General features: G+C 41.6%; 25 protein-coding genes and 2 pseudogenes. 13 read left to right on the forward strand and 14 right to left on the reverse strand.

Annotated elements, in window-relative coordinates; translation table 11 throughout:
• Positions 1-128 precede the first annotated feature (128 nt).
• Together GQR42_RS00725 and GQR42_RS00730 are read right to left on the reverse strand one after the other, a co-directional pair.
• Entirely contained in the window at positions 129-1,178 is a 1,050-nt protein-coding gene (locus GQR42_RS00725; RefSeq protein WP_158198521.1) for a hypothetical protein, read from the reverse strand.
• A gap of 173 nt (positions 1,179-1,351) precedes the next feature.
• Positions 1,352-3,313, reverse strand: a complete 1,962-nt coding sequence (locus GQR42_RS00730; protein ID WP_158198522.1) for a PP2C family serine/threonine-protein phosphatase — start codon at positions 3,311-3,313, stop codon at positions 1,352-1,354.
• Positions 3,314-3,446: 133 nt separating this feature from the next.
• Here GQR42_RS00730 and GQR42_RS28150 point away from each other — a divergent pair, with 133 nt between their 5' ends.
• Entirely contained in the window at positions 3,447-3,611 is a 165-nt protein-coding gene (locus GQR42_RS28150) for a hypothetical protein (protein WP_233271207.1), read from the forward strand.
• 96 nt (positions 3,612-3,707) lie between these two features.
• On the opposite strand, the gene GQR42_RS00740 is transcribed toward GQR42_RS28150, so the two are convergent.
• From GQR42_RS00740 to pirA, 3 genes are all read right to left on the reverse strand, one after another.
• Positions 3,708-4,163: a GNAT family N-acetyltransferase gene (locus tag GQR42_RS00740; protein WP_158198524.1), complete on the reverse strand. Its 456-nt coding sequence runs from the start codon at positions 4,161-4,163 to the stop codon at positions 3,708-3,710.
• Positions 4,156-4,320, reverse strand: coding sequence for a hypothetical protein (locus GQR42_RS27310; RefSeq protein WP_199273253.1), 165 nt, complete (start codon positions 4,318-4,320; stop codon positions 4,156-4,158). The genes GQR42_RS00740 and GQR42_RS27310 overlap by 8 nt, the downstream gene beginning before the upstream one ends.
• A gap of 151 nt (positions 4,321-4,471) precedes the next feature.
• Positions 4,472-4,633, reverse strand: coding sequence for an arginine synthesis PII-interacting regulator PirA (pirA, locus tag GQR42_RS27315; RefSeq protein ID WP_002765458.1), 162 nt, complete (start codon positions 4,631-4,633; stop codon positions 4,472-4,474).
• A gap of 134 nt (positions 4,634-4,767) precedes the next feature.
• On the opposite strand from pirA, the gene GQR42_RS00745 reads away from it, so the two are divergent.
• Positions 4,768-5,565 carry an SAM hydrolase/SAM-dependent halogenase family protein gene (locus tag GQR42_RS00745; RefSeq protein WP_158198525.1) on the forward strand — a complete coding sequence of 266 codons (798 nt, stop codon included), beginning with the start codon at positions 4,768-4,770 and terminating at the stop codon, positions 5,563-5,565.
• Between the two features lie 273 nt (positions 5,566-5,838).
• On the opposite strand, the gene nadC is transcribed toward GQR42_RS00745, so the two are convergent.
• Both nadC and GQR42_RS00755 read right to left on the reverse strand, forming a co-directional pair.
• A complete protein-coding gene (gene nadC / locus GQR42_RS00750) occupies positions 5,839-6,687 on the reverse strand; it encodes a carboxylating nicotinate-nucleotide diphosphorylase (RefSeq protein WP_158198526.1) in 849 nt (282 codons plus the stop codon).
• Positions 6,688-6,758: 71 nt separating this feature from the next.
• Positions 6,759-7,325, reverse strand: a complete 567-nt coding sequence (locus GQR42_RS00755; protein WP_158198527.1) for a Uma2 family endonuclease — start codon at positions 7,323-7,325, stop codon at positions 6,759-6,761.
• 161 nt (positions 7,326-7,486) lie between these two features.
• Between GQR42_RS00755 and GQR42_RS00760 the strand changes: the two genes are divergently transcribed.
• From GQR42_RS00760 to GQR42_RS00775, 4 genes are all read left to right on the forward strand, one after another.
• Positions 7,487-7,954 (forward strand): CBS domain-containing protein, encoded by a 468-nt coding sequence (locus GQR42_RS00760; protein ID WP_002765452.1) that lies wholly within the window; start codon positions 7,487-7,489, stop codon positions 7,952-7,954.
• 42 nt (positions 7,955-7,996) lie between these two features.
• On the forward strand, positions 7,997-8,221 hold the full coding sequence (locus tag GQR42_RS00765) for a polyhydroxyalkanoate biosynthesis repressor PhaR (RefSeq protein WP_158198528.1): 225 nt from the start codon (positions 7,997-7,999) through the stop codon (positions 8,219-8,221).
• Positions 8,222-8,232: 11 nt separating this feature from the next.
• The gene (locus GQR42_RS00770) at positions 8,233-9,279 is read left to right on the forward strand and encodes a S66 peptidase family protein (RefSeq protein ID WP_158198529.1); all 1,047 of its coding nucleotides are present in this window, start codon (positions 8,233-8,235) and stop codon (positions 9,277-9,279) included.
• Positions 9,280-9,621: 342 nt separating this feature from the next.
• On the forward strand, positions 9,622-10,620 hold the full coding sequence (locus GQR42_RS00775) for an IS630 family transposase (protein ID WP_158198530.1): 999 nt from the start codon (positions 9,622-9,624) through the stop codon (positions 10,618-10,620).
• 95 nt (positions 10,621-10,715) lie between these two features.
• Here GQR42_RS00775 and GQR42_RS00780 read toward each other — a convergent pair whose 3' ends face one another.
• Positions 10,716-11,906, reverse strand: coding sequence for a HEAT repeat domain-containing protein (locus GQR42_RS00780; protein ID WP_158198531.1), 1,191 nt, complete (start codon positions 11,904-11,906; stop codon positions 10,716-10,718).
• 182 nt (positions 11,907-12,088) lie between these two features.
• Complete coding sequence (locus tag GQR42_RS00785) at positions 12,089-12,526, reverse strand: hypothetical protein (protein WP_158198532.1); 438 nt, start codon at positions 12,524-12,526, stop codon at positions 12,089-12,091.
• Positions 12,527-12,830: 304 nt separating this feature from the next.
• On the opposite strand from GQR42_RS00785, the pseudogene GQR42_RS00790 reads away from it, so the two are divergent.
• The 6 genes and pseudogenes from GQR42_RS00790 to GQR42_RS00815 all read left to right on the forward strand — a co-directional run.
• A pseudogene (locus tag GQR42_RS00790) lies at positions 12,831-13,502 on the forward strand (ABC transporter permease); the annotation flags it as partial.
• A gap of 70 nt (positions 13,503-13,572) precedes the next feature.
• Positions 13,573-14,332, forward strand: a pseudogene (locus GQR42_RS00795) (ABC transporter ATP-binding protein).
• Positions 14,333-14,600: 268 nt separating this feature from the next.
• Entirely contained in the window at positions 14,601-15,563 is a 963-nt protein-coding gene (locus tag GQR42_RS00800) for an orange carotenoid-binding protein (protein ID WP_158198533.1), read from the forward strand.
• A gap of 167 nt (positions 15,564-15,730) precedes the next feature.
• The gene (locus tag GQR42_RS00805) at positions 15,731-16,120 is read left to right on the forward strand and encodes a hypothetical protein (protein ID WP_004158794.1); all 390 of its coding nucleotides are present in this window, start codon (positions 15,731-15,733) and stop codon (positions 16,118-16,120) included.
• 167 nt (positions 16,121-16,287) lie between these two features.
• On the forward strand, positions 16,288-16,803 hold the full coding sequence (locus GQR42_RS00810; protein ID WP_072926031.1) for an alpha/beta hydrolase: 516 nt from the start codon (positions 16,288-16,290) through the stop codon (positions 16,801-16,803).
• A 73-nt stretch (positions 16,804-16,876) separates the two neighbouring features.
• Entirely contained in the window at positions 16,877-17,791 is a 915-nt protein-coding gene (locus tag GQR42_RS00815; RefSeq protein WP_158198534.1) for a DNA adenine methylase, read from the forward strand.
• Between the two features lie 495 nt (positions 17,792-18,286).
• Here the strand turns inward: GQR42_RS00815 and GQR42_RS00820 are convergent, their stop codons facing one another.
• Positions 18,287-19,177 carry a formylglycine-generating enzyme family protein gene (locus tag GQR42_RS00820; RefSeq protein ID WP_158202331.1) on the reverse strand — a complete coding sequence of 297 codons (891 nt, stop codon included), beginning with the start codon at positions 19,175-19,177 and terminating at the stop codon, positions 18,287-18,289.
• A 292-nt stretch (positions 19,178-19,469) separates the two neighbouring features.
• Between GQR42_RS00820 and GQR42_RS00825 the strand changes: the two genes are divergently transcribed.
• The gene (locus GQR42_RS00825; RefSeq protein WP_158198535.1) at positions 19,470-19,742 is read left to right on the forward strand and encodes an antitoxin; all 273 of its coding nucleotides are present in this window, start codon (positions 19,470-19,472) and stop codon (positions 19,740-19,742) included.
• A 454-nt stretch (positions 19,743-20,196) separates the two neighbouring features.
• Here GQR42_RS00825 and GQR42_RS00830 read toward each other — a convergent pair whose 3' ends face one another.
• From GQR42_RS00830 to GQR42_RS00845, 4 genes are read right to left on the reverse strand one after another with little or no spacing between them, the layout of a single operon-like run.
• A complete protein-coding gene (locus GQR42_RS00830; protein ID WP_158198536.1) occupies positions 20,197-22,905 on the reverse strand; it encodes a formylglycine-generating enzyme family protein in 2,709 nt (902 codons plus the stop codon).
• Positions 22,898-23,917: an AAA family ATPase gene (locus GQR42_RS00835; protein WP_158198537.1), complete on the reverse strand. Its 1,020-nt coding sequence runs from the start codon at positions 23,915-23,917 to the stop codon at positions 22,898-22,900. Before GQR42_RS00835 ends, GQR42_RS00830 begins: the two co-directional genes overlap by 8 nt.
• Before the next feature lie 8 nt (positions 23,918-23,925).
• Positions 23,926-25,902 carry a VMAP-C domain-containing protein gene (locus GQR42_RS00840; RefSeq protein WP_158198538.1) on the reverse strand — a complete coding sequence of 659 codons (1,977 nt, stop codon included), beginning with the start codon at positions 25,900-25,902 and terminating at the stop codon, positions 23,926-23,928.
• Between the two features lie 17 nt (positions 25,903-25,919).
• Positions 25,920-26,279, reverse strand: coding sequence for a CU044_2847 family protein (locus tag GQR42_RS00845; RefSeq protein ID WP_158198539.1), 360 nt, complete (start codon positions 26,277-26,279; stop codon positions 25,920-25,922).
• Positions 26,280-26,308: the final 29 nt, after the last annotated feature.

Below are 26,308 nucleotides of genomic sequence, written 5' to 3' on the forward strand. Positions count from 1 at the left end.
ATGGGGAATTTCAGCTAAAACCCTAAAACCCTAAAACCCTAACACCCTAAAACCCTAACACCCTAACACCCTAAAACCCTAAAACCCTAACACCCTAACACCCTAACACCCAACCCCCAACAAAGCATCTAACTTCCCCCATCGCTGATAATGCGTAAACGTACCATTTTTTGCCCAGCTTCATCCAGTTCCACTTCGATCACTTCACTGGTTAAACTTTCCAAACAGGTTAACATCGATCGCAGATGGGGATTACTTGCTCCCGTATCCACATAGAGGCGATCGGACAAACTACCTAAACGTTTCCAAGTAGTATAAAGTTTAGCTACGGCTTGCTCTAATTGTGTGGCTTGTTTAACCAGATCCGCTGCCGTGTTTAGACAATCGACGCGCAAAGCTTCTTCTAGAGCCATTTCAATATCTAAATTACCTCGTCGGAGAGTTTGTACTTGGGCCGCCGCGTCGAGATATTTGGCTAAACTGCGTGCTTCCGAGGTGATTAATTTTACCGTCTCCACATCGGGATTAGCGGCGATTTCTTGACGGAGAGTGTCGATATGAGTATCGGGTAACTTTTCTAATTCTTTCACTAAGGGGGCGAGATGACGCGCCGGTAAACTGCCGTCGCTGGCTTTTTCCTTCACTTCATCGGGTAGTAATTCTGAACTCATCGCCGTCCATTCATCGGCCAATTGCTTCACCTCCCGACGGGTAATTCTCTCCCCTTGTCGGGCCGCATCACTGACTAATTTTTGAATTTCGGGGGCAGATTTGGCCGTTTCCACGAAGGCGCGTTTACTAAAATTATTGATACTATCGGGAGCCAGTTGTCCTTCTGCGAGGAGAGTATCGGCACTATTAGCCAATTGAATCAGAGCATAAGCTTGACTTTTAGTGATTTCTCGCTGTTTTAACCAGTTTAAAAAGCCTGTACCGCGACTATCACCGCCTTGCTTCTCCCGGTCGCGAATAGCTCGCAAAATTCGCCCCCGCCAGATTTCCGTTTGCAAATCAAAGCGATCGCAGACTTGCCAAAAAGAATCCAGTTGCTGCTGAAAATCATGATCTTGGATGGTTTCATCTTCGGGATCCGGCAGTTGAAAGTTAAACTCTAGAGGCGTTTCAAAGGCATCAATGATCGCGGAGGTGTCGGAGGAGAAGGTCGCAGCATCAACCATATATGATAGACTCGGCAGTTAATCGGGCATTTTATCTTAACTTGCTCTGGCAACCCCCGACAAGCCGATTAATCTTCAGCCAAAACCCCACACCCCACACCCCACACCCGTTCGGCAAAAGCTCACGGCCGAAGCCCACACCCTGCCTCCACGAACAACTTTTTCAGCCAACCCTAGTTAGGGGAAGCATTGGGGGGAGTGGGACTGGTGACAGGTGCGGAGGGTGTCGTCACTGGAGTGGGATCTGTGACAGGTGCGGGAGAAATCGATGGATTGGGAGCGGGATGACGACTTAGGAATTGCCAAGCGATCGCGGCAAGCAAACTGAGGAAACCGACAGCGATCGCTACCACGACTAGGGATGAAACTGTAGTGCGCTCAGGGGAAGAAGCACGACTAGAAACAGAAGAAGATGCAGGGGGGGGAGTGGGTATTGCCGTCACCACTTCTTCTTCGGAGTAGGTTTCTTCGCTGTTATCAAAATCTTGGTCATTAAAATCGAGAATAATCCGTTCTTTGACCTCAGCATAAACTAAAGGCGTGACAGGTTCAGCCCTAGGAACTACCCGACAATAAACTAGGGCGATGGTGGAGTTATCGTGACCGTTTTTCTGGTTAGCTAGTTGTAATAAACTTTCCCCCACGGCTGTCACGGTTTTCTCTCCTCGCAAAAGAGGCACAATTTCACTGTCCCAGTATTGTTCCACCCGATCATAATCACTTAAACCATCGGAACAGAGGAGAAAAACACAATCTTGATCAACAATCAACCTCTGAACAGTGGGATGGAGATTAGTGGCGCTACTCATGCCCAAAGCTTGCACCAAGGCCCCCGCGTTGGGATACTGTATCGCATCACGATAGAGGAGATAGCCTAATTTCACTTCCCTGGAAGCGAGATCGTCATCCACCGTCACTTGATGACAACTGTGGGCAGTAATCCAATAGATGCGGGAATCCCCCACATGGGCTGCGTACATTTCCTGAGCGTGGGCAAAAGCCATGACGAGAGTAGTACCCATGCGCTGACGATCTTGTCTTGACTCCTGATCATTGCGTTGACTGATCAGATCATTGGTGACACGAATCGCCTGTTCGAGGACAAGACTGTGACTATCGGGATAGACTTCAATATCATTCGTGGGACTATGATTAATTTCCCTAGAGAGGGTTTTGATCGCCAATTGAGCAGCGATTTCGCCCCCTTCCTGACCGCCGATGCCATCACAGACAATCACCAGGGGATTCTGACCATGCGCGAGGGTTATGGCCTGATTAGCCGGGGGATAACAGGCATCCTCGTTGTGTTCCCGCAGCGGACCGGTATCGGTGCAGGTAAAAATCTCATAGGTGCGTTCTTGACCTCCACCGTAGTGCTGTAGTGCATAATCGAGGATAGTGATCAGGGACTCTGGGCGATCGAGATCACCGGATTCTAGCTCTTGGGTTAGGGATGCGAGAAAATCTTGAAGATTAGCGGCTGCCGTCGGGATCAGACCAGACCACAAGGCCCCTAAATCTTGTAAATTGGGAGCGGTAGCCTCGTCTTTGCTTAATTCTAGCAATTGCAGCAGCTGATTATTCACTCTCGTCAGAGAAGGGTTGAGCAGACTAGAGACCACAGCTTTTTTCTGGAGGGGATGCCAGAGTTTGGCCATTTGCCATAACCAGTGAATTTGCCTTAAATCGGAAGCTTGCGACCAAACCTCGGCCAGAGTGGGCAATAGTTCCGGATATATTAATTCTCCCGTTTCATCGAGGGGAATAGTGCCGTATTCCAACAGCCAGATGTCCATATTCAAGCGTTCATCGGGACTGGGAATATAGCCATAGACTTGGGGTATGTGGAGATGGAAGGGTAACAATTTTAGGTAGAGGGAGAGCCAGCTAGGAGGTTCTTCCGGTGCTTGGGGTGCTTGAGCGGGTTTAGTATCAAGAACAATTTGTGGTTGTTTGACCAAATAACGATTATCAATTAGCTCGCCAACATGATAATAGGTTCTCACCCAATCACCCATCATCCATAAATAGCACTTAACTAAAGGAGTACCGCATTTTTCACAGAATCTATTAGTGAGAGCGTTCGGGGATAGACAGGTTAGGTTTTGACATTGGAGGGTTATCACGGAATCCATGAAAACTGCTGACTCCTAAAGCGCGATTAGTGTAGGTTAATAAAATAGGGTGTTTTTACCCACGTTGACTGCTAGTCTATTCCAGTGTTTCCTAAATTTTAACCTTTGTCGCTCGCTCGAGAATAATGAGGGTTTGCGGCAAAAAGTTTTTCCTGGGTGTGGGGTGTGGGGTGTGGGGTGTGGGGTGTGGGGTGTGGGGTGTGGGGTGTGGGGTGTGGGGAAGTGGGGAAGTGGGGAAGTGGGGAAGTGGGGGGACCACTTCGTGCGCGTTGCGGGGGGAAGTGGAGCATTTGGATGAAATTTCCCTAAACCCCTAAATCCCTATCACCCCAAAACCCTATCACCCCAAAACCCTATCACCCCAAAACCCTATCACCCTATCTCCTGACAGTTTCTAAATATTTTTCCACATCAGCAAAGAGCGAGTTTGAAAGCCGAGATTTTGGTAGAGATTGAGAGCATTGTCGTTATTGATGAAGACTTGTAAACCGATGCGGGTTTGTCCGCGACTTTTTGCCCAATCCTTAGCTCGATCGATTAGTGCGCTGGCGATACCTTGGCGACGATGCTGGGGAGCGACGTAAATTAGGAAAATATGACCATAGCGATCGCCTGTCACCTGATCGACGGCACTCCCCATCCAGAGACAAGCGATCGCCGTTTGTTGTGCTTCGACGATCCACAGGGGAGTATCGAGGCAAAAAAACTGTCTGACTGTATCAGCTAGATGGGAGAGGTTTTTTTGTTCGGGAAAAAATTCTTCATAGGTGCGGGTGAGAAAATTAATGAGTAGATAGCGATCGCCCATTTTTCCCAGTCGCAGCTGATAATCTTCGGGAAGGTTAACCATGCCAAGGATAAGAGAAAATCATGCCTAGGGATGGCTCAATCGGAGCGGGTGCCGCTAAATCTGCCGGTAAAAAAATCCGGATGCCGGTGGCAACCAGAGCAACTAAAAACACGAAGATAGTCAGGAGCGGGGCGATATATTGCCGAAAAAAAGCCATAATTATTTGATCTCTACACTGCTGTTCTTTCTATTTTAGGGATTGCCAGTGGAGATATCAGCAATTAAAAAAAAATTCGCCCAAAAAAAAGTGATCGGCATACCGATCACTAGAAACCGACAACTAGACTATGACTAAACACCGATTAAATCTAACGAAGGTGCAAATAGGCCGCCTCTGCTTCTAATTGACGCACTAAAGCTTCATTTCCCTGCGCTCTAGCTACTTCCAGTCGGTGTTGTAAATTTCTGCGGAGTGTTTCCCTATGAGCGACGGCGGCTTGTGTTAGGACTTGCTGACGATTTTTGTTCATGATGGACAGACTTTTGAGCGACTTAACTTACCTTATATCTAAATCATAACATTCTCCTTGGTAAACTGTATCTTTAGCTACTGAATTTAGCGTTAAGATTTATTAAAGCTGTTGGCAACCATAGTGACAAGTCGATGACGGAACAGGCAATAATAACCCTTACTAGCGATTTTGGACTACGGGACGGTTATGTGGGCATGATCAAGGGAGTAATCGCGGGAATTGCCCCCCATGCTCGCACGATCGATCTGAATCATCAAATTTCGCCCCAAGACCTTTACGCTGGTCGTTTTATCCTCCTGAATGCCTATCAATATTTTCCCCAAGGCACTATTCATCTGGCAGTTATAGATCCAGGGGTAGGAAGCAAAAGACGTGGGGTAGGGATTCGTTTTGCCGGTGGTTATTTAGTCGGGCCAGATAATGGTTTATTTAGTGGCATTTTAAGTCAATCTCCCGCTATATCTGCCGTTAATCTCAATAATTCTTCCTATTGGCGCACCCCTAACCCTAGCACTACTTTTCACGGTCGTGATATTTTTGCTGCTGTGGCCGCTTATTTGTCCCGGGGAGTACCCCTAGAAATGTTAGGTGAGATTATTGATCCCGATAGCTTGCAACAATTAGCGATCGCTGTTCCGCAGATCGAGGAAGATAAAATCAGGGGTCAAATTCAATATATTGACATTTTTGGCAATTTAATCAGCAATATTCCCGATTATCTCCTAGAGGGAAAAAATTGGTCAGTGCAGTTGGGGCCAAAAATTATCCCCGCAAAAAACACCTATAGTGATGTTCCTTCGGGGGAAATAGTCGCTTTTATCGGTAGTCACGGGGGGTTAGAAATTGCCGTCAATAGTGGGAGCGCCCAAAAGCAATTACACCTAAATATTGGCGATGCGATCGAGGTTAGAATAGATAGGAGTCAGTGATCACTGATCAGATTTGAGTTTTAAGGGTTCTTTGTTACTTGATATGGTTTGATCGGGGGGCATAAATCAACCAAATCCTTAATTTGGCAAGAGACTTAATTGATTAGTTCGTTCTAGATCAAAAACAATTGACAAAAATTGCCTAAGACATCTCTCTATAAGGGTTTCATCCCTTATAACCCCCGTCTATTGCATAACACAAACCGAAGAACCGTTTTAAGTTCACTGATAACTGATAACTGATAACTGATAACTGATAACTGATATAGCCTTTTAATCAATTCTCATACTAATATCTAACCAAGTAGAACGGGTAATTGGGGCGCTAGTGGAAATATAATCTACTCCTGTTTCGGCCACGTTGCGAATGCGATCAAGGGTAATATTTCCCGATGCTTCTATTTTGGTTTTACTATTAAAATTGCGGATCATCTCCACAGCAGTTTGCATCATCTCTAAATCCATATTATCTAACATAATGATCTCTACCTGCTGCTGCAGGGCCTGATTCACTTCTTCTAATTGGCTGGTTTCTACCTCAATTGTGAGAGGATAGGGCATATTTTGCCGTACACGAAGCACTGCTTCTTCAATGCTGCCTGCTGCTTGAATATGATTATCTTTAATCATAATTGCATCATCTAACCCCAAACGATGGTTAATAGCGCCACCGATACCGGAGGCATATTTTTCTAAAATTCGCAATCCGGGGGTAGTTTTGCGAGTATCCACGAGTCTTGTCGATAAATCGGCAATTTTCTCCACATACTGACGAGTGGCACTAGCAATCCCACTCAAGCGCATAGCAAGATTTAAAGCGACTCTTTCCCCAATCAACAACGCATCGAGGGAACCTTCTATCTCAGCAATAACTTTAGACTTGGAGCAGAATTCCCCCTCGGCAACGGTGGGGGTAAAGTGAATAGTGGGGTTAAGCAGTTGAAAAACTCGTTCAGCTACGGGTAAACCGGCAATAACTCCCGCTTCCTTGGCAATCCAACTAGCTTGACCGATTTTAGCATGACCGAAGAAAATTGCTTGGGTGGTGCGATCGCCTCTACCGAGATCTTCTCGTAACCAGTTTTCTAACAAGGGATCAAGAACTAATAGGGGCGGTAACATAGAATTTATCGAAACAATCGGGACGTATTTATTTTAAGTCTAGGAATATTTGACCTTTTTGTAAACTTTCTTTAATCGAAACTTATCCCTTCATAGATTAACTCGATCGCACAGTGAAAATCGAGACTAGATAGAATAATTTCTTCCCCTTGACTATAAGCGCAGTAAAACCAAATTTTATCTTCACCGCGACGATAAACCTCAACACTGATCGATTCGGGAGCGACTAAAACGTATTCTTGTAAACTAGGAATCTGACGATAGTATTGTAACTTTTTGGTGCGATCATAGTTTCCTGTGCTGGGGGAAAGCACTTCAATAATCACTTGTGGATGTTGAATAAAATTACGAGATTCTCTATCCCTAAAATCGCAACTAATCACCAAATCGGGATAAAAATAACGACTATTATTAGCTTGTACTTTCGCATCAGATACATTCACTCGACAGCCTCGCGGACGGAGATGAAGTCTTAAAGCAGTGTAAAAATTCAAGGTAATATCATTATGAGGCAGACTACCCCCAGTCATGGCGATAATTTCCCCATCAATGTATTCATGGCGACATTCCTGTGTAGCTTCCCATTCTAGATACTCTTCCGGGGTCATTCTTTCTGGGTATTGAGGTTGAGCGATCATTTTTCTTTTTCCTTGTCAACTAACTAAATTAATATCCCATTTCCTTTTTATGTTATACCATTTTCTCAGCCGAAGATTGAAGAATAGTCATAATTAAGCGGTGACTGATTACCCTAATGATAAGATAGAGAGAGAAAGCATTATTGTCGCAGGTCGCTAAGATGACAAAAACAGTTGCCGATATCATGACTCCCAATCCCATCACCGTCACTGCTAACACTTCTCTGTCTGAAGCAGTGAAGATTTTGGCCGAAAAGCGGTTTAGTGGTTTACCCGTGGTGGATGACAATATACGACTGATTGGGGTGATCTCCGAAACTGACCTTATGTGGCAGGAAACGGGAGTAGAAGCTCCTCCTTACATTATGCTCCTCGATAGCGTCATCTATCTACAAAATCCTAGCCGTCACGAGAAATTACTCCATAAAGCTCTCGGTCAAACCGTGGGGGAAGTAATGACCGATAAACCTATTAGTATCACAGCCGATCGCCCTTTGAAAGAAGCGGCCTCGTTAATGTATGATCGTCATGTGCGTCGTTTACCGGTGATTGAGGAAGAAACCCACAAAGTGATCGGTATTATCACCCGCGGCGATATCATTCGCGATATGGCAAAATCGGAGGCATAATTGCTTTTCTAGGGCAACAATTAACTAAAAGGTCTTGAACAAATGAATCAATCTCAGGAAACGGTTACTTATTCCCTAGAAACTATCTTGATGGGGATTGAGGGAAAAATCGATTCTTTACAAAAAGATGTGAGGGATTTCAAGGTAGGCCAAGCGGTGTTAACGGGAAAAGTCGAGGGAATAGAAAATCGACTAAACCCATTAGAAGGAAAACAAAAATATCATTTTTGGGCATTAATTGTCCTCTTTCCCTTGCAATTTTTCTAAAAACTATCAGGATGAAGCGCCGTCAATTTCTCACTACTACTGCCATAACTGCTGTTAGTTTTTCCCTAATTCCTAGAAAAGTTGTTAGTAATAATTTTCCTCTAATTAAACCGCCACATCTACAACCGGGGGACGGAGTGGGTATTATTAGTCCAGCGGGGGCAACTTTTAAAGAAGATGATTTAAATATAGTTATCGAAGCAGTTAAAGCCCTAAAATTAGTCCCAAAAGTTGGTAAATACGCTTTAGATCGTTATGGTTATTTAGCCGGTAAAGATAGGGAGCGAGCGTCAGATATAAATCAATTTTTTGCCGATGATAATATTGCCTTAATTTTACCAATTCGCGGCGGTTGGGGCAGCGCTCGTTTATTACCTTATCTTGACTACGATTTAATTCGCCGTAATCCGAAAATCATCTGTGGTTTTAGTGATATAACCTCTTTATTATTGGCTATTTATGCCAAAACTGGTTTAGTTACTTTCCATGCTCCCAATGGCTTTTCTAGTTGGCGCACTGCTCAAACTGAAAGCTTTCGACGGGTTTTATTTTCTGGGGAAAAGTTGACTTTTAGAAATATTCCCGATCCCGATGATGCTAATCGTTTAATGCAGGTAAAAAATCGGATTCAAACTATTACTAAAGGTCAAGCAAAAGGTAAATTAATCGGTGGGAATTTAACCACTTTAGCCTCGATCGCAGGTTCTCCCTATCTACCAGATTTTACCAGTGCTATCCTATTTTTAGAAGATATTGGTGAAGATGTTTATGAAATTGACCGCCTGTTAAATCAATTAAAATTAGCGGGAATTTTCGATAATTTAGCTGGGTTTATCTTCGGTCAATGTAGCAATTGTAGTGCCGATAGTGACTATGGTTCCCTGACTTTAGAAGAAGTAATCCGAGAATATATTCAACCTTTAAAAATTCCCGCTTGTTTAGGTTTAATGATCGGACATTTGGAGATTATCGAGACTATTGCTATTGGTATTGAGGTAGAATTTGATGCTAATCGGGGAACAATTACTATGTTAGAATCGGCGGTTAGTAAACCGTAAAATAGCTGACTGTTGCTATCCCCTTTTTTAACTGATAACGGAATATTTAGACTGGCGAAGTTACATTATGGGCGCACGCGGTGCGCCCCTACCATTGGCGCAATAATATTATTGTAGGGGCGAATTGCATTGGGTGCGGCTCTTTTAAAAAGATGGTATCCTGATCAAAAATCAACGAAGCACGAGAGTTTAGGAGAGCAAGAACAGAAATGTCAGAGGTAAGCAGAGAAGAAGGCGGATGTTTCACAGAAGCACGAGAGTTAAGTAATAAGACAAAATTAATTACACAAATAAGCAATAATATAGTAAGCTAGAGAGGCGGTGAATTAATTTCGATTACTTATGATATTTTTCAGAGAAATAAATCCTCTTTCCGCTAAATTACTGAAACGAATTTATTGCCAAAGTAAAAAATTGCAGGTGCGTCAAAGAGCGCCTTGTCTAATCTTAGCAAATCAAGGCACAAAAGTAGAAAATCTCATGCAGATTTTTCAAGTAAGCCGTAAAACAATTTACAATTGGTTTGAGAGATGGGAATCAGAGGGTCTGGTAGGATTGTATAATAAACCAGGAAGAGGTCGTAAACCAACCTTTAATTCTGAACAGAAGGCCAAGATTAAAGAATGGACAGAACAAGAACCAAGGCAATTAAAACAGGTGTTGGGAAAAGTGGAAGATGAATGGGGAATTAAAAGTAGTAAAAAAACCCTTCAAAGAGTTCTTAAAACCCTGAAAATGAGTTGGCATCGTATGCGTAAAGCAGTAGGCGGAAAACCAGAACCTGATGAATATCAACAAAAAAAGGCACAGCTTGAAGAATTTAAGCAACTAGAAAACGCAGGAAAAATTAACCTATATTACTTAGATGAAGTGGGATTTAGTCTCGTCCCTTCTCTCCCTTATGGTTGGCAAAATATCGGAGAATACTTGACTATTCTTAGCCGTCACAGTCGCCGATTAAATGTTTTGGGAATCATGAATCGAAAGAATCATCTTGAAACCTATGTTTCTGAGCAAAGCATTAATTCTGATGTAGTTATCGCTTGTATTGATACGTTTTTCCCCTCAGTAGACAAGCCAACAGTGATTGTTGTTGATCAGTCATCTATTCCTGTCAGCGATGCTATTCTTGACAAACTTGAAGAATGGCAAGAACGTCAGATTACTATCTTTGTATTGCCATCTTATTCGCCTCAGTTGAATTTGATTGAAATTTTGGGGCGATTTATTAAGTATGAATGGCTTGGGATAGATGCCTACTCTAGCTGGGAAACTTTTGTTGAATCTGTGGAAAAAATTCTGAAAGAATTTGGAGAAAATTATGTAATTAATTTTGTCTAACTACTTACGAGATGAAAATGGGTAAAACCCTACACCCTACACCCTACACCCTAGACCCCATACCCTGCCCCTAGGAGAAACTTTTTCAGCAGACCCTATATAGTCCTATGATCTAGCTTTTTCAGGGCGCTGAGAGCATGGAGACGGACGATCGCCTCCCCATCGGCCGCTAAAGTCAGCAAAATACTTTTATTGTCCCGATCTAATTCTCCTAAAGCGATCGCTAGAGACTGTTTAACTCCCGTATGAGTGAGGATCGCCGGACGGGAGTGATAAAAATTACCGAGAATTGCCCCTGCTTGTCGGCGTAATTTCTGGGAGGTTTGCCAGCCGAGAATCGCGATAATTTCCCGACAAATCAAGATATTTTCGCTATATAAAGCCTTTTCTAGGTAATTTAAAGCTTCCTGATCCTCGATCCAGCCCAATGCTCGCACTACAGTTAATTTTAAACTATCGGGAGTTAAGGAAGATTCCAGGAGTGGATTTAAAGCTTTGGCTGAGGTTACTGTGCCGATACGACCGAGAGCGATCGCCGTTTCTTGACAGATCTCGAGGTGGACATCGAATAACAGAGGTTGCAGATGGTTAACTAAATCTGCTTGGGGATAATTTGGCCCCAGGTAACTACTAGCTTTAATTGCTTCCCGTCGCACATCTATGGCCGGATCCTGTAAAGCATCGAGGATAATCGCAGTAATCTGGGGATGGTGAAAACTGCTTAAAGCTTCGATCGCGATAGACCGAATGGCGCTAGATTCATCCTTAACTACGGTTAAAAGCGGTTCGATAATTTCCGGCCGGCGAATTTGTGATAAAGCTTGTACGGCTAAAAAACGCGTGTTCGAGTCGGACAGTAATTGTCCTAAACTAGAGATCGCAGAACTGCCGATATTAGCTAAAGCGGCCGCAGCCATTTGGCTGAGTTCCTCCTCCTCCGACCTTTGCAATAGTTGACTGAGAGCGAGAATACAGGCTCGATCGTCAAATTGGCTGAGAATTCTCGCCAGAAACCAGCGCATTTCCCCATCTTGTTCCTCGGATTCCAACAGGGCAATTAAAGGAGCGATCGCCGATTGACCGATTTTAGGAAATAGTTTCGCTATCTCCCATCGCTGTTGAAAATCGCATTTTTGTAAAGCTTCTAGGGCTAAATCGAGGATTTCATCGTTAATAATCGGTTCAATAGCATCTTTTTGGGTTAAAAGTCGCTGTATGCTGGCGTTTACTGTCTCCCAGTCCTTTTTATTCAACGCTATCTGAGCTTTTTCTAGCAGAGCTTGCATCGTGAGAAATGGCCTCGATTTTCGTGCTACCTATCCTAAGAATGTCAGACTTTCTCGCTTTTGTCCTCTCTCATAATGCAAGAAACCGATAATAAATCTCCAAATTGTGCATCAGACATCAGTTTATCCTTAATTCTCTCGGGATGACCGAACAGAAAAGTATATGCTAGGCTACATTTAATCTAACCAAACCAAGAGAGCCGAGTTTTTTGTGGGAAGTGAAACTGCCTCATCCTGAAAGTACCATCATAGATGATCGCTCCAGTTGCATCAGCAAACGTACCTACTAGCTGATTTAGGTAGGTATCCCAATCAGCCGTCATATATTTGCTGGGAAACCCTAATCCGCTAGTCCCTCCAAAGTCATTTGTGATGTATGTAGATGGAGAGCCGAAATAACCTTTTGCATCTACTTCAGGAGAAGCTCCAGAAGCATTGGTTTTCCCATTGAAATAATTAATTGTCAGAGTATTCCCTGCGGTAAAATCTAACCCAGAACTGCTATTGATTGTACTTGGAGCTATGTGATCGCTCACCCCATATTGATAAGCTGTATTGAGAGTCGTATTATTCCAAAGCCAAGGACCAGCTTTGCTGTTAACGGTCACCGGAATTGTCATACTGGCCGCTTGTACTCCACTGGCGATGGAGAGACTGATAAGTATTACCCCCCCTAACGGAGTTTTTGATTAGTTTTACTAATGTCACAAATAAATGCCTCCTAAAAAATGTTGTTGAGCTTGCAATCACGCCGTGGCCTACCAAAAATGACAAGCGTTGTCAAGTGTGAAGATAATCGCGCAGCAATTCTCATTTTAAGGTTTCATGACATTAAAACCCTTGCACCTAGAGGGGTTAATAATTCTTAACGAATCTCTAGGTCGCTGAAACAACGCAAAATCGTTTCAAAATGAGAATTGCTGCATTGAATCCGTATTTTTGCCCTCTCCTTTAGCCGTTATTCAAGCACTAGGAAAATTAGCAGAACAGGGCTTTTTAATTCAAGATACTATTACCAGTTTTTTACGAGTAGTTGGGGGCTTTTTTTTGGGAGGATTGTTTGCTATTCCCCTGGGGATTTTAATGGGAACTTTTCCGAGTATTCGTAGTTTAATGGAACCGATTATTGGCGTTGTCCGTTATATGCCCGCTCCTGCTTTTATTCCCCTATTGGTTATTTATTTGGGTATTGGAGAAACGTCAAAGATCATGCTTATTTTTATCGGGACAATTTTCTTTAATACTCTGATGATTATGGATGCAGTTAAGTTTATTCCCCAGGAATTAATCGAAGTAACTTATACCCTGGGAGGAACTCGAAAACAGGTTTTATTTAAAGTGATTACTCCCTATATTATTCCTAATATTATTGATACTTTTCGCGTTAATATGGCGGCCGCTTGGAATTTGGTAGTGGTAGCGGAATTGGTGGCGGCCGATAATGGATTAGGCAAACGCATTTTATTGGCTCAAAAATTTCTGAGAACCGATGAAATTTTTGCCTGTTTAATTGTCCTGGGAATTATTGGCTTTGCTCTAGATTTAAGTTTTCGTTTGTTTTTGCAGTGGACTTGTAAATGGTCAATTACTCGTTAACCTAAAAACTCAAGCACAGAGTTTATTATGTCACCAGTAAAGTTATTTTAATGATAAGAGAAGAACCTTAATGCACTTAGAAATTACCCAACTCAATAAAATTTTCACCACTAAACGAGGTACTGTGGTCGCTCTGAAAGATATTAATTTACACGTTGACAGTGCTGAATTTGTCTGTGCAGTCGGGGCCTCTGGTTCGGGAAAATCGACTTTGTTGCGAATGATTGCGGGTTTAGAACTGCCCACTTCTGGCAAAATTACCGTTGATGGTGTTGAAGTGATAGGGCCAGGAGCCGATCGCGGCATGGTTTTTCAAAATTATACACTCTATCCCTGGATGACGATCCAAAAAAATGTTGAATTTGGTTTAAAACTACAGGGATTATCGACAAAAGAACGCTGGGAAGTGGCCTGTTATTATCTGGATATTGTCGGTTTAACCCAATTTGCTAATGCTTACCCTAGAGAACTATCGGGTGGGATGAAACAACGGGTTGCGATCGCCCGCTCTCTTGCTTGTCATCCCAAAGTTTTATTAATGGACGAACCTTTTGCCGCTTTAGATGTACAAACCAAAGAAAGAATGCACGAATATTTAATTGAAATTTGGCAAAAAATTAGGTGTAGTATTTTAATGATTACCCAGGATGTGGATGAAGCGGTTTTTTTTGGCTCAACGTATTTATGTTTTGAGTGCTAGACCAGGGACTATAGAACGGGAATTAACAATTAATTTACCCGCAGATCGTAATTATAAAATTAAACGACAATCTCAGTTTTATGACTATACGGATCAAATTTACGGCCTACTACGGGGTGAGAAATCCTAGAAAAAACTAGGGAGCATCAAGAGTATTCCTGGGTTGAAAACGAGTTAGAGCAGCAAAAATCATCCTCAAACAGCGATCGCTGCTGCCGCAAACCCCTAGATAAATGATGGAACAGTTGTTCAACCATTAAGATTTTGTGATAATCCTGGGCAAGTGTGATCTAAAGTACAGCTTTTTTTGGGAAAGTTTCTCCATCGGTGCTGCCTTGGGTCGCCAATATGATAGAATGCCAGTAAATTGATACAAAACTTTACTTCAAGGTGAATCTATGCCGTTTACGATCGAATCAGCGCGGAGCATTTTCCCCAACACGCTATCAGCGGATGTGGTTCCCGCCACGATTGCGCGTTTCAATCAGCTGAATACCGAAGATCAACTAGCCTTGATTTGGTTTGCCTACCTAGAAATGGGCAAAACCATCACCGTTGCCGCCCCCGGCGCTGCTAGTATGGTATTTGCCGAAAACACCATGAATGAAATTCGGCAGATGTCACCTTTGCAACAGTCGCAGGTGATGTGCGACTTAGCGAACCATGCTGACACCCCGATTTGTCGCACCTACAGCACTTGGTCTGCTAATATCAAACTGGGATTCTGGTATCAATTAGGACAATGGATGGAAGATGGCAGTGTTGCCCCAATTCCCAAGGGTTATGAACTATCTGCTAATGCTAGCGCCGTTTTAGACGGGATTAAAAAATTAGAGTCGGGACAACAAATCACCGTTCTGCGGAATTGTGTGGTGGATATGGGCTACGATCCCAAGAAACTGGGCGATTATAACCGTATTTCCGAACCCGTGGTTCCCCCCCAAAATATTGCCGAACGGACAAAAGTTAGCATTGAAGGCGTTACCAATGCCACCGTCCTCAACTACATGGACAACCTCAACGCTAACGACTTTGATGTATTAATTGAATTATTCACCCCTGACGGCGCTCTGCAACCACCTTTCCAACGTCCCATCGTCGGTAAAGAGGCAGTATATCGCTTTTTCCGGGAAGAATGCCAAAATTTGAAATTAATCCCCGAACGCGGTGTGGTGGAACCCGCCGATGACGGTTTTACTCAGATTAAAGTGACGGGGAAAGTACAAACCCCCTGGTTTGGTGCAGGTGTGGGCATGAATATGGCGTGGCGCTTCCTCCTAACTCCTGATAATAAAATTTTCTTCGTAGCGATCGACTTATTAGCTTCTCCGAAAGAATTATTAAACTTTGCCCGTGGCTAAATAGCTACTGAGAGAAATCATTAAAAATTCTGATGAAATTTATTAGAGTTCCTTGTCAAGTGAACTCTTTTTTTTCTACAATTAAAAGGCTGACTTAAAAAAATTGGTAAATACACTGGTTTCTTCTCCGATCTAGGTAAGAATAACTAAACAATCATTCTTAACAGATGTCGGCGAAAAGAGTCGAGGTAGTTCAAAAACCCAAAATTATCATCCCTAAAACTAAAATCATGCCTATGAGTGAAATAATTTGGTCAGATACCGAACAAGAAATTGCTCAAACTGCTTTCCAAAAAGCCTATCAGCGAGAAACTAGCACTTTAATAGAACATATTAAAGAACAGTCTGGTCAGATCACGGTTTTAGATGATATCTGGCAAATGCACGATTATCTAAGCGCCCGACGACATCAGATTGATGGTAAATATGACTATCGCTATACTTCCCTAATTTTTGTCTTTGCTCAACTATTAAAGGAAGGATGGTTAAAGCTAGAAGATCTCAACGGTTTGGAAAAAGATAAACTAGCGAAAATCGCTGCTCTCTCGCGAATGTAAATTAATGATTAGCCTTAAGCTATCAGCTTTCCGCTTCCAGTTGGGTGACTAAAAAATTCATCTCTAGATAATCAACACCGTCTTAAGTTTTTCCTAAGCGGCAACCAATTCCGCTAGAATGAGTCAATCATCCCGACCGCTTTTCGCTTGTTTTGCACCTTTGGTTTATGTTCAAAAATCTTTTACTTCCCCTAGGAATATCTATCTTTCTCGGTGTTTGTCAATCTTTGTCAGCCGCCGAATCAGCTATCATCAAATACTACATCTTCCAAGGGTCTGTATCGGTATCAGAATTAAAGCAATTGAGCGAAACAGGCGAATTAGCCCCCGCTTTAGCGGCACAATTAAAGATGGCTAACCAAAAACCCGAAGAATTCCGTAAAATCCTTAATCGTCGGGTAGCGGTGGATGCCGTCTTTCTTTCCAAATTTCTTAATAGTTTTTTTGGCGAAAGTTTGCTAGATTATGCCGCCGAAATTGTCCACACCCCCAATCGGGCTGCTAGTCGGCAAGCTTTACGGGGTTCCCTAGTCACTTCTGCCATTAATGATAATGAGATTCAAATCATCGAAGTCCTCGCTAATTATCCCACCAGCGAGGTTCATGTGGATGGCAATCGTCTGCTGGATTTAATCAACCAAATTGAGTCAGTATTGAAAAAAATGCCCCGTTTACCTTTCTGATATCAAATCCGCCTTTCAGGTTTTCTTGAATTGGGCTGTAAATCGAATAAATTAGGATAATCTAGTAGGAATAATGACCACTTCTTTGTCTGAAAGGAAAACAGTTAGCGCCAAACCTTTTTTAAAGTGGGCGGGAGGTAAAACTCAACTGGTTCCCAATATTCTATCTTTGATTAATTCCCAAATTTCTCAAGATTGTCAGTTTAACTACATTGAACCTTTTGTCGGAGGTGGTGCGGTTTTATTCTCAGTCTTAAATAATTTTTCTTCTGTCCAAAAAGTCATTATTAATGACATCAATCCTGATTTAATCAGGGCTTATAATGTTATTAAAAATAATGTCAAAGAATTAATAGTCAAGCTTAAACAAATTCAGCAGGATTTTTATGAACTTAAAAATCTAGAGGAACAACAAAAGTTTTTTTTAGATAAAAGAATAGAATTTAATTCTCGCAGCTGCGATGACTGTCTAGAAAAAACAGTTTTGTTATTATTTCTCAATAAAACTTGTTTTAATGGACTTTATAGAGTCAATAGCAAAGGACTTTTTAATGTCCCCTTTGGAAAATATGTCAAACCGTTGATCTGCAATGAAGAAAACTTATTAGCTGTCAATCATCATTTACAGAAAGTGACGATCCTACAAGGAGATTTTGTCCAAACTCTAAATTATGCCAATAACAAGACTTTATTTTATTTTGATCCTCCCTATAAACCGATTAAAAAAACATCAGCTTTTACCTCTTATACTAAAGAAAATTTTAACGATGAGGAGCAAATAAGATTAAAAGAATTTATCGATCGATTGGATCAGGCCGGTTATAAATTTATCTTAAGTAATTCCGACCTTAAAAACTTTGACTCTGACAATAATTTTTTTGATGACTTATATAAAAATTATAATATTCAAAGGGTAAAAGCCCGACGAAACATTAATTCCCAGGGCAATAATAGGGGAGAAATCTGGGAATTACTGATCAATAATTAGGGTTTGCGGCAAAAAGTTTGTTGGTGGGGTTAGGAGTCAGTAGTCGGTCGTTTCAGGCTTTGTTGCCGTCTTTTTTTTGTATTAATTTATGTACTACAAAAAGGATAATGCAAGGTTTTTGAAGGTTCCAATCCTATTTTCGCAGCATGAACATCGGATTTTAACAGGTCAAAAGCCTTATTTTAAAAAGGTTTTACCATTATTCAGCCAGTCCTAAGTAGGGCTGGCTGAATAAATGTGAAATGTAGGCAAGGTAAGGGTTTTGTGGCTTTTCTCGTGAAACAGGTGCCAGATTTTGAGAGAATCGTGCTTCAAAACCTTGCCTCTTCATCAGCCCGCGTCCTGTAGGGGCGAAGCATTCGGATAGAAAATCTACGGTTTCACCGATAGGTTATTGCCCGAATGCTTCGCCCGTACTTTTTCAGCAAACCCTAAGTAGGTAGGCGTTAAAAATTATCAGATGTGAGGGTAAAAAGAGAAAAAAGAGAAAAAGGGTTACACAGTCCTCCCAGCACCGCACACCACCCGAAAACCGTAGTAGTCGTAGAGGCCGCGGTGGAAGTAGTCGTCGCGGCAAGCGGAACGGCAGAAATACGGATCGAGGCACCAAGAACCGCCCCGCACTACTTTTGTAGTAGGTTTGTTCTTGCTAATCCAAGCACTCCCATTAGTGGGTGCGCCTTGATAATTAGGGTGATAATCGTCCTCGCACCATTCCCAAACGTTTCCGTGCATATCGTACAGACCAAAGGCATTAGCTACCTTAAAATAGCCTACTGGTGTCGTCTGTTTTCGATCGATGCCTTTTAGTCCCCTTCCATAATTCCCTGGATAAACTTTTTGGTCTTTTTCCCAATCAGTTCCTCTGTAATTAGCCAAATCTGTGGTAATTGTCTCCCCAAAATGAAAGGCGGTTGTTGTCCCCGCTCTACAGGCATATTCCCATTCTGCCTCACTCGGTAGCCGATATTCCCGTGTTGTTTCCCTTGATAATCGTTTACAGAATTCCCTTGCTTGCTCCCAGTTTACTTGTTCTACGGGTCTTGTCCATCTATCCTGCTCTTGATATGGCTCTTTGAAGTGGGAAGGCCCTAGTTCTAGATCGATGTCTATTTTAGCAGTTGCGGCGATCGCTTGCCACTGTGCTTGGGTGATGGGATAGCGTCCCATGAAAAAAGCTGAAATATTAACAGTGTGTTGATGACTTTCTCTTTGGAAATAGTCTAGATCGTATTCTTTACAGAGTCTTTCTATTTCTTGATCTGGGGTTCCCATCTGGAAGGAACCGCTAGGGATAAGCATCATGTCGAGATTAATACCTTCCCCTAAATTCTCGCTGTAATATTGTGCTTCTCGCTGCTGTCGGTGAATGATTAATTTAGTCATTTTTTCTGAAGCGGTTAAGTAGCTGGTTATAATTAAATTGAACATGGATTTTGGGTTCGATCCCCCCTTCCCCCTAGGGTTGATTCATGAATCAACCCCACCTTAATAAGGAGGACATCTGAAAATTTTTAACACCTGCCTACCAAGGAGCATTAAAACAATTCGGTGGAGTCAAGAAAAAAATAGGCAACTTCAAGCAGGATAAGGAATAAAGTTTCCTCGGAACTCTTTCTTAAGACTATCATCCCTTCTAGAAAAGCAACTTAAAAATATCTCGGAGATAAAAATAATCATGACTAAGTTAACTCCTGAAGAAAAAGATATCCTCGAATCCTATAACAATGATGAGTGGGTTTCTGTGGCAACGCCGGCTAGAATGGCTGAGTTGAAGTCCCATGCTAAGGAGACGCTGACTAAAGATCAAGAAATTACTTTACGTCTGTCTTCCCTAGATTTGGAAGCACTTCAAGCTAAGGCAATAGAGGAAGGTATTCCCCATCAAACACTTATCTCTAGCATCCTATACAAATATGTTACCGGTCGGCTCGTGGAAAGTTCGAGTTAGTTTTTGTTGTTGGTAAAATGAATCTTCCCAACTTGTGATCATCAGCTGTAGATGTCTCAAAAAATGTCTTAATCATCATCATAATGTAGGGGCGCATTGCGTGCGCCCAAATAACCCAAAAACCGCCCCCAAAAAACCCAAATCCCCAAAAACCGCCCCCAAACCCGTAGGGGCGCATTGCGTGCGCCCAAATAACCCAAAAACCCGTAGGGGCGCATTGCGTGCGCCCAAATAACCCAAAAACCCGTAGGGGCGCATTGCGTGCGCCCAAACAACCCAAAAATCGCTCCAAATCCCCAAAAAACGGGCGGGACGATTATTGCCGGTGGGACAATTATTGCCGGTGGGCGAACGCAGTTCGCCCCTACAAAATCGACCCGCCCTTAGGCGGGAAAGAAAGGAAAAGAGAAAAAATAGGGAATGAGGGAAAAAAAGGAAAAAAAGGGGAAAAGGGTTACAGAGTCCTCCCAGCACCGCACACCACCCGAAAACCGAGGTAGTTGCCGTTGTCGCGGCGGTTGTAGTGGTTGCGGTAAGCGGAACGGCAGCTATTTGGATCGTCGTACCAAGAACCGCCCCGCAATACACAGTATCGTTTATCTGTCAAGAGTTCTTTTGTGCTAATTAATGAGTTTTGATAACGATTATCATTATTGTCTTCGTCCCAAACGCTTCCGTCTCTCGGCGGCTCACCTTGATAATTCTCGTGCCAGGTATCGGCACACCACTCCCAAACGTTTCCGTGCATATCGTATAACCCGAAGGCGTTAGCTACCTGAAAATAGCCCACTGGGGTTGTTTTACGTCGATATTCTCCTTTTGGTTCATCGGCATAGGTTTCAGGAGCTCGATAGTTAGCTAAATCTGCCGTTATCGTTTCCCCAAAGTGAAAGGCGGTTGTTGTCCCCGCTCTACAGGCATATTCCCATTCTGCCTCACTCGGCAGCCGATACTCCCGTTTTGTTTCCCTTGATAGTCGTTTACAGAATTCTGTTGCTTCATACCAGTTAACTTTTTCTACGGGTAGCTCATTCCCTTTAAAGTAAGAAGGGTTTGTCTCTAGGTCGATGTCTATTTTAGCGGTTGCTGCGATAGCTCTCCACTGTGCTTGGGTGATGGGATAACGCCCCATGTAGAAAGAGGAAACGGTTACTCGGTGTTGTGGTCTTTCCCTTCTATATCCTTCCCAACCAAATTTTTTCACCAGTCTTTCGATTTCCTCGTCTTCCGTTCCCATCGTGAATGTGCCGCCAGGGATTTCCATCAATTCCAATTCGACTCCCTCGGCTAGTTTTTGGACAATGCCTTCTGCTTGCCTTTTTTCCTTTTTAATTACCCATTTTTTTGGTTCAAAACGACTTCTTTGAGACTGACGTTCTATGGTTGCTAGGGTAAATTCAAAGGTACGGGTTTCTAGGATTTCGATGGTGGCAACGTCAAAGATAGAGGTTTTTAAGGGAGGTTGGGAGGGTTGAGGGATTGGAAGGGGATTGGAGATATTAACGGCGATTTTTTCGGCGAATTCTGCGTATTCTCCCCCCAGATTGCCTAAGACTTCGATGCTGACTTGAGCAAAGGGAAGAATTTTTTCTCTTTGTTCTGGGGGATAGGTGGGTAATAGGGTTAATAAAGCGGCAAAACTGCGGATAGGACTTTTAATTTCCCCGGCAATATATTGGGAAATAGCATCGAGTACCTTGATAGTTTGTCGCCTACCGATAGCATCATTTAAGACTTGACGTACCCCGGGCAAAAAGTCATAGACTCGATACTGTCCTTCTTCATTTTCTACAATCGGTTTTAATAGACCTCCCATGTAGAATTCTGCCACATGAACGGGACGCACTTCGTTTAAAAGAGTTTTACGAATAAGATTGACCACCTGCATACTTACCGGGGCAGCTGCCATCATTTTTGCTAATTTTTTGGCTGGTTCTGAAGCGGTGGCAAAAAATCGCTCGACCATTGCCTCGGCTTTATTTTTAATGCTGTTTTTATCTTCGCTGTCTTGCTTATTTTCCTCTCTGGATATAGGAGAAATTTCAATAATTTGTTGTTTAATAAATTCTAAATCAAATAAAAAAGCGGAAATCTGAGCATTACCTGAACCAGCGACAACTTTTGCCCATTGTTTGAGGACTTCTGTTTCTAACGTGATTACGGGAATGAGAAGGGTATTTTGCCAGTTAATCGGTAGCCATTGGGGATAATTTTTTAAGATTAATTTCGGATTGGGAACCCCAGCAGTTAAAGCAGTGGTAAAGAGTTTACGTCCCCGTCCTAGTTGGGTACTATTCCATAATCTTTCGGGGAAAAGTTGCAGAATAGCGGTGGGTTGTTTTTCCGACCAATCTTTTAGCCAAGAATGAATTAAGGCTTTTTGCCAGAGAGGAGAAACACAATCACTTACTAATAAAACTAATCCCTGTCCCCTAGGATGAATAAGTTCTTTATGGGAGTGATAACGTTGTCCTGGTTTACCTTTTTTTCTGCGTCTTACTAACTGTAATTCTTGATTATTTGAGGTTGATAGTTGCCAAACTCTGACGGTTTTAAATGCTCCTTGATTTTCTAAGAGATTTTGTAACTCATTAATTAATTCTCGCCAAATAAAAGAGGATCTAGATTCTTCTACTACTAATTCGAGGGTTAACCAGCGTTCCGGTTGGGGTTTAGTCACAGGTAGCCAAATATCCCTTTCTGCAATAAAAGAAGCGGTTGCTTCTTCATCTAGAATCGTTTTAATGGCTGAGGGAACTTTTCCCATGAAAGGACGCAAAGCGCGACTAATCGGGAGTGCTGTCTGTAGTGCCGCGGCAGCAGGAACTTGAAAAGGAAAGCCTTGGATTGGGGTAGTTTTCTCTATTTCTTTGGGGAGAGATTCTTCGGTAATAACATCGATATTTGGCTGAGATTTTGATAGTTTATCTTCTGGAATGTCCTCTAAATTTTTCTCTATTTCATTAGAAGTTGATGAATCTATTGGCTGTTTATTTTCTGGATTTCTTGGGGGTGGTTGCAAGTCTTCAACTCCCATTTGTAGGGCCAACCAGATGCTATCAGCTACATCTTCATCACTGAGTTGTAACCGTTCGATTAGTCCTGTTTGCTCTAGATAATCTAATAGTTTTTTAATTGATGAATTAGATGGGGATTCACTCATCTTCTATCGTCCCCAAATCTTTCAAAAGTTGACTAATGAGGTCATCTTGAGTTGATATAGCTCCTTTTTTGACCATAAAAATAGCATTAAGTAATTGATCCGTAGCTAGGGTTTGTGAATTGCGCTTTTGAATGAAGTTATCAATCAGTTTATCGATGTCTGGATTGTTAGTAATTGTTTCTTCTAAATGTGCCTCGATTATTTTAATTAAGTCGGGTTTCTCTGGCTCTTTCATGGTTAAACGGAGACAACGACGCAAAAAAGGTGCAGGAAAGTCTCGTTCTCCATTGCTAGTTAAAATCACAAAAGGAAAAGCCTTACAGATAACTAAACCATTTTCTATAGGTGTTTTTATATCTTTCTTGGTAATGTCGGTTGTATCGGTATAAGCAGTTCGGACATCAACCCTTGGAACTTCTTCTTTTAGCCTAACTAATTCGGGAATTTCAAAGCGTCCTTCTTCAAATAAGGTGAGTAAATCATTGGGTAAATCGATATCACTCTTATCAATTTCATCAATTAACAGTATTCTTGGCTTTTCTGACTCTAATAATGCGGTTCCCAAAGGTCCAAGGGTAATATATTTTTCAATCTGTTTTAATTGGTCTTTTCGTTCTTCTGGGGTTAATTCTTTTTGCTCTCGTTCCAGTAATTTAACTTCCTGTAATCGACCGATCGCATCATAGTTATATAGTCCATCTTTTAGGGTAGTATGGGTGGTAATCGGCCAGTATAATACTTCTCCTAATTTTAATTCTTGGGCGACTTTATAGGCAAGAGATGACTTTCCTGTCCCCGGTTTGCCAGTTACTAATAAAGGTCGCCGTAAATACAAGGCTGCATTGACCATTTTAATTTCTTCTTCGCGCACTAGAAAGGTTTCTCCCCGATGCTTACGACGACTTTCTCCCAGTTGCTTTTCTTTGCCAAAAGGTCGCCAGCTGGGGGGTTCTGGTAATGTCCAAGCGTCTGTGGGATCCTGATTTCCTGTAAAAATTTTCCAGTCTTTCATAGTTCAATTTATGGCATCAAAAGTGGATAGTTGGGGGGAACAAGCTGATAGTCATCCCAAAGTAATGATAGATGATTCCCAATATGATTATCTTCTAACCAAGCAGCAGAACGTCTATTTTTAATTATTTCTGGTAATTTCTCTAGTGGACATTGACAGATAGGGTCTAATTTTTCCTGACAGTTAAGTTCTGGGTTAGCATCGGGTCGTATCCACAGAGATAAAGGGATTCCAGTTTCGTATAAAATGGCTAGAATATTTTTTAACTCTAAGGGGTTTTCTTGACTGAGATTAGTTAACCTTGAACCGATAACATTGTTAAATTTATGATATTTGAGTATTTTATTCGGATGGTCATTATTTGCCAGAGTTTTTTTTAAGATAACTGTTTGCTGATTGTTTGATTCGATCAGTTGTTGTATTTCTTCTTCACACTTTAAGATTTGGCTCAAATTTTGTTGCTGTATATTCCGAAAAAGTTGGCATTTTTTCATCCATAAATAGCTTTGTTGATTGTTGATATTTTCGGCTGTTATTCGTTCTGAAAATCTCATGATTATCTCATGATCGACTCCCCAATGATGAGGATCGCAGCCTGTAGCTGTTGCCACTTCATCAATTAAAAATAAATCAATCGGTTTAATCTCTTTTTCAATAAATCTATAGGGTAGAAAAAATTGAACTTTTTCTAGGGAAGATTGACAGATATTTTCTGATTCTCGTTTAAATTTTTTCAGGTGATTAATCAATTCATTTTCTTGGAGATGATTACCCAGACTTATTCCTTCATTGGGGGTTAAAGATTGATATTCTCCACGTTTTTGAGGTTCTTTTTCTGTGGGATGATAATTGTTGATATCTTTAACAATCCAAGCTCTCAGCATTAAAGATTTGTTTTCTTCTGTAAGGCTAACAAATAAGCAGGGATTTTTGTCTGTTGATTTTTGAGCGATATTTGGTAAGCGATGCTTAAGATTATTTTCTAAAGTATTGATTAAAACTTCCCATTTTGTTTGATATTTTTTTAGCCATTCTTTTAATAACTTTGCCAGAGCATCTGTTGAGGTTAACTGAATGATTAAATAGCCAATAAATATTTCTAACCAAGAAAATTTTGATCGAGAAGCATAGGTAAAATGTCTTTCATCTAATTGATAGATTATTTCTATAAAATCAGACCAAGAGGAAGTAATTACTCTAGGTAAATCCACTAAATGATCCCCCACTTCAATTACTAAATTTTCATAAGCTGTATTAAGTTGATCTTGATAATTATTGTTTTCAAATACACATCTAATCCAGGAGATAATTTCAGGTATTCTTCCCTCTACTTGTGCTATATCTAGCAACCTATCCCAAGCTTTTAAAAGAACATTAGTAGGAATAAAAAATGCAGATTTTGCAACCAATTTTTCCTTATCAGCCATTACTGCCATCCCCACTACTCCCCCCAATTGCTCATCCCAGATAGCTGTCCCACTAAACCCACCTTCTACAGCATATCCCGTGCTTTTATTATCTTCTATCTGAATTTTGTTGTTAGCAATATCACCTTGTATCTTACCATCAGACCAGACACCGTCGTTTCTGGAAAAACCATAAGCTTTATAATTATGATCAGATAAATCTCCTATTTCATAGGTAATTAAAGAAACTGGTTGAGCTTGTGAAGGAACTGAATCTTTTAATTTTAAGATAACAATATCTTGGGGATCATTGCTGTTAATTTTAACCGGATACCAAACCTCTACGGTTGTTTTTAAAGATGTACCCGATGCAATTATCGGAAAATCACATTCAATAATGTCAGTGGGTTTCTCAGCAGATGTAACTATTAATCCTAAAGATTCATTAACAACATGAGCGCAGGTAATCAAGTATTCTGATGATATTAGAAATCCTGCCCCAACAATTTCTATTTTATCATCTTGATTTTTTCGTTGCTTATAAATTCTGACCACAGAAAATTCTAGAGATGCAACCATTATTTCTATCTAAGTCCTCATTGAGTAGATGATTGCTTATTTTTTTCCTTGTTATCCCATTTTAAGGTAATTTCATAATTAACATCGACGCTGCCAGATGCAATAATAGCCCCTAGTCCAACAGTCATTTTTATCCCAAACTTGACCTCTACCTGATCAGCAGGTTCATTCAAACTTTTAACCTTATTAATTAGGGCATTTGCCACGGGTTTTATGCCATTTAATGCGTCTTCAAAAGATTGAGCGGCTTTAACAGCTATTTGATCTGTTCGACTAATAAGTTCATCTTCTGGTTTCGGTTTGGGTAAGGGTAACTTTTCATCCACCTCGATGTAAATAGTACCCTCGTCCGAGGTAAATTCCACTAAACGAGTCATAAAAATTCTCCTGTTTATTTTATTGCGTT

Origin of the sequence: Microcystis aeruginosa FD4, assembly GCF_009792235.1 — a bacterium.
Taxonomy (GTDB): domain Bacteria; phylum Cyanobacteriota; class Cyanobacteriia; order Cyanobacteriales; family Microcystaceae; genus Microcystis; species Microcystis viridis.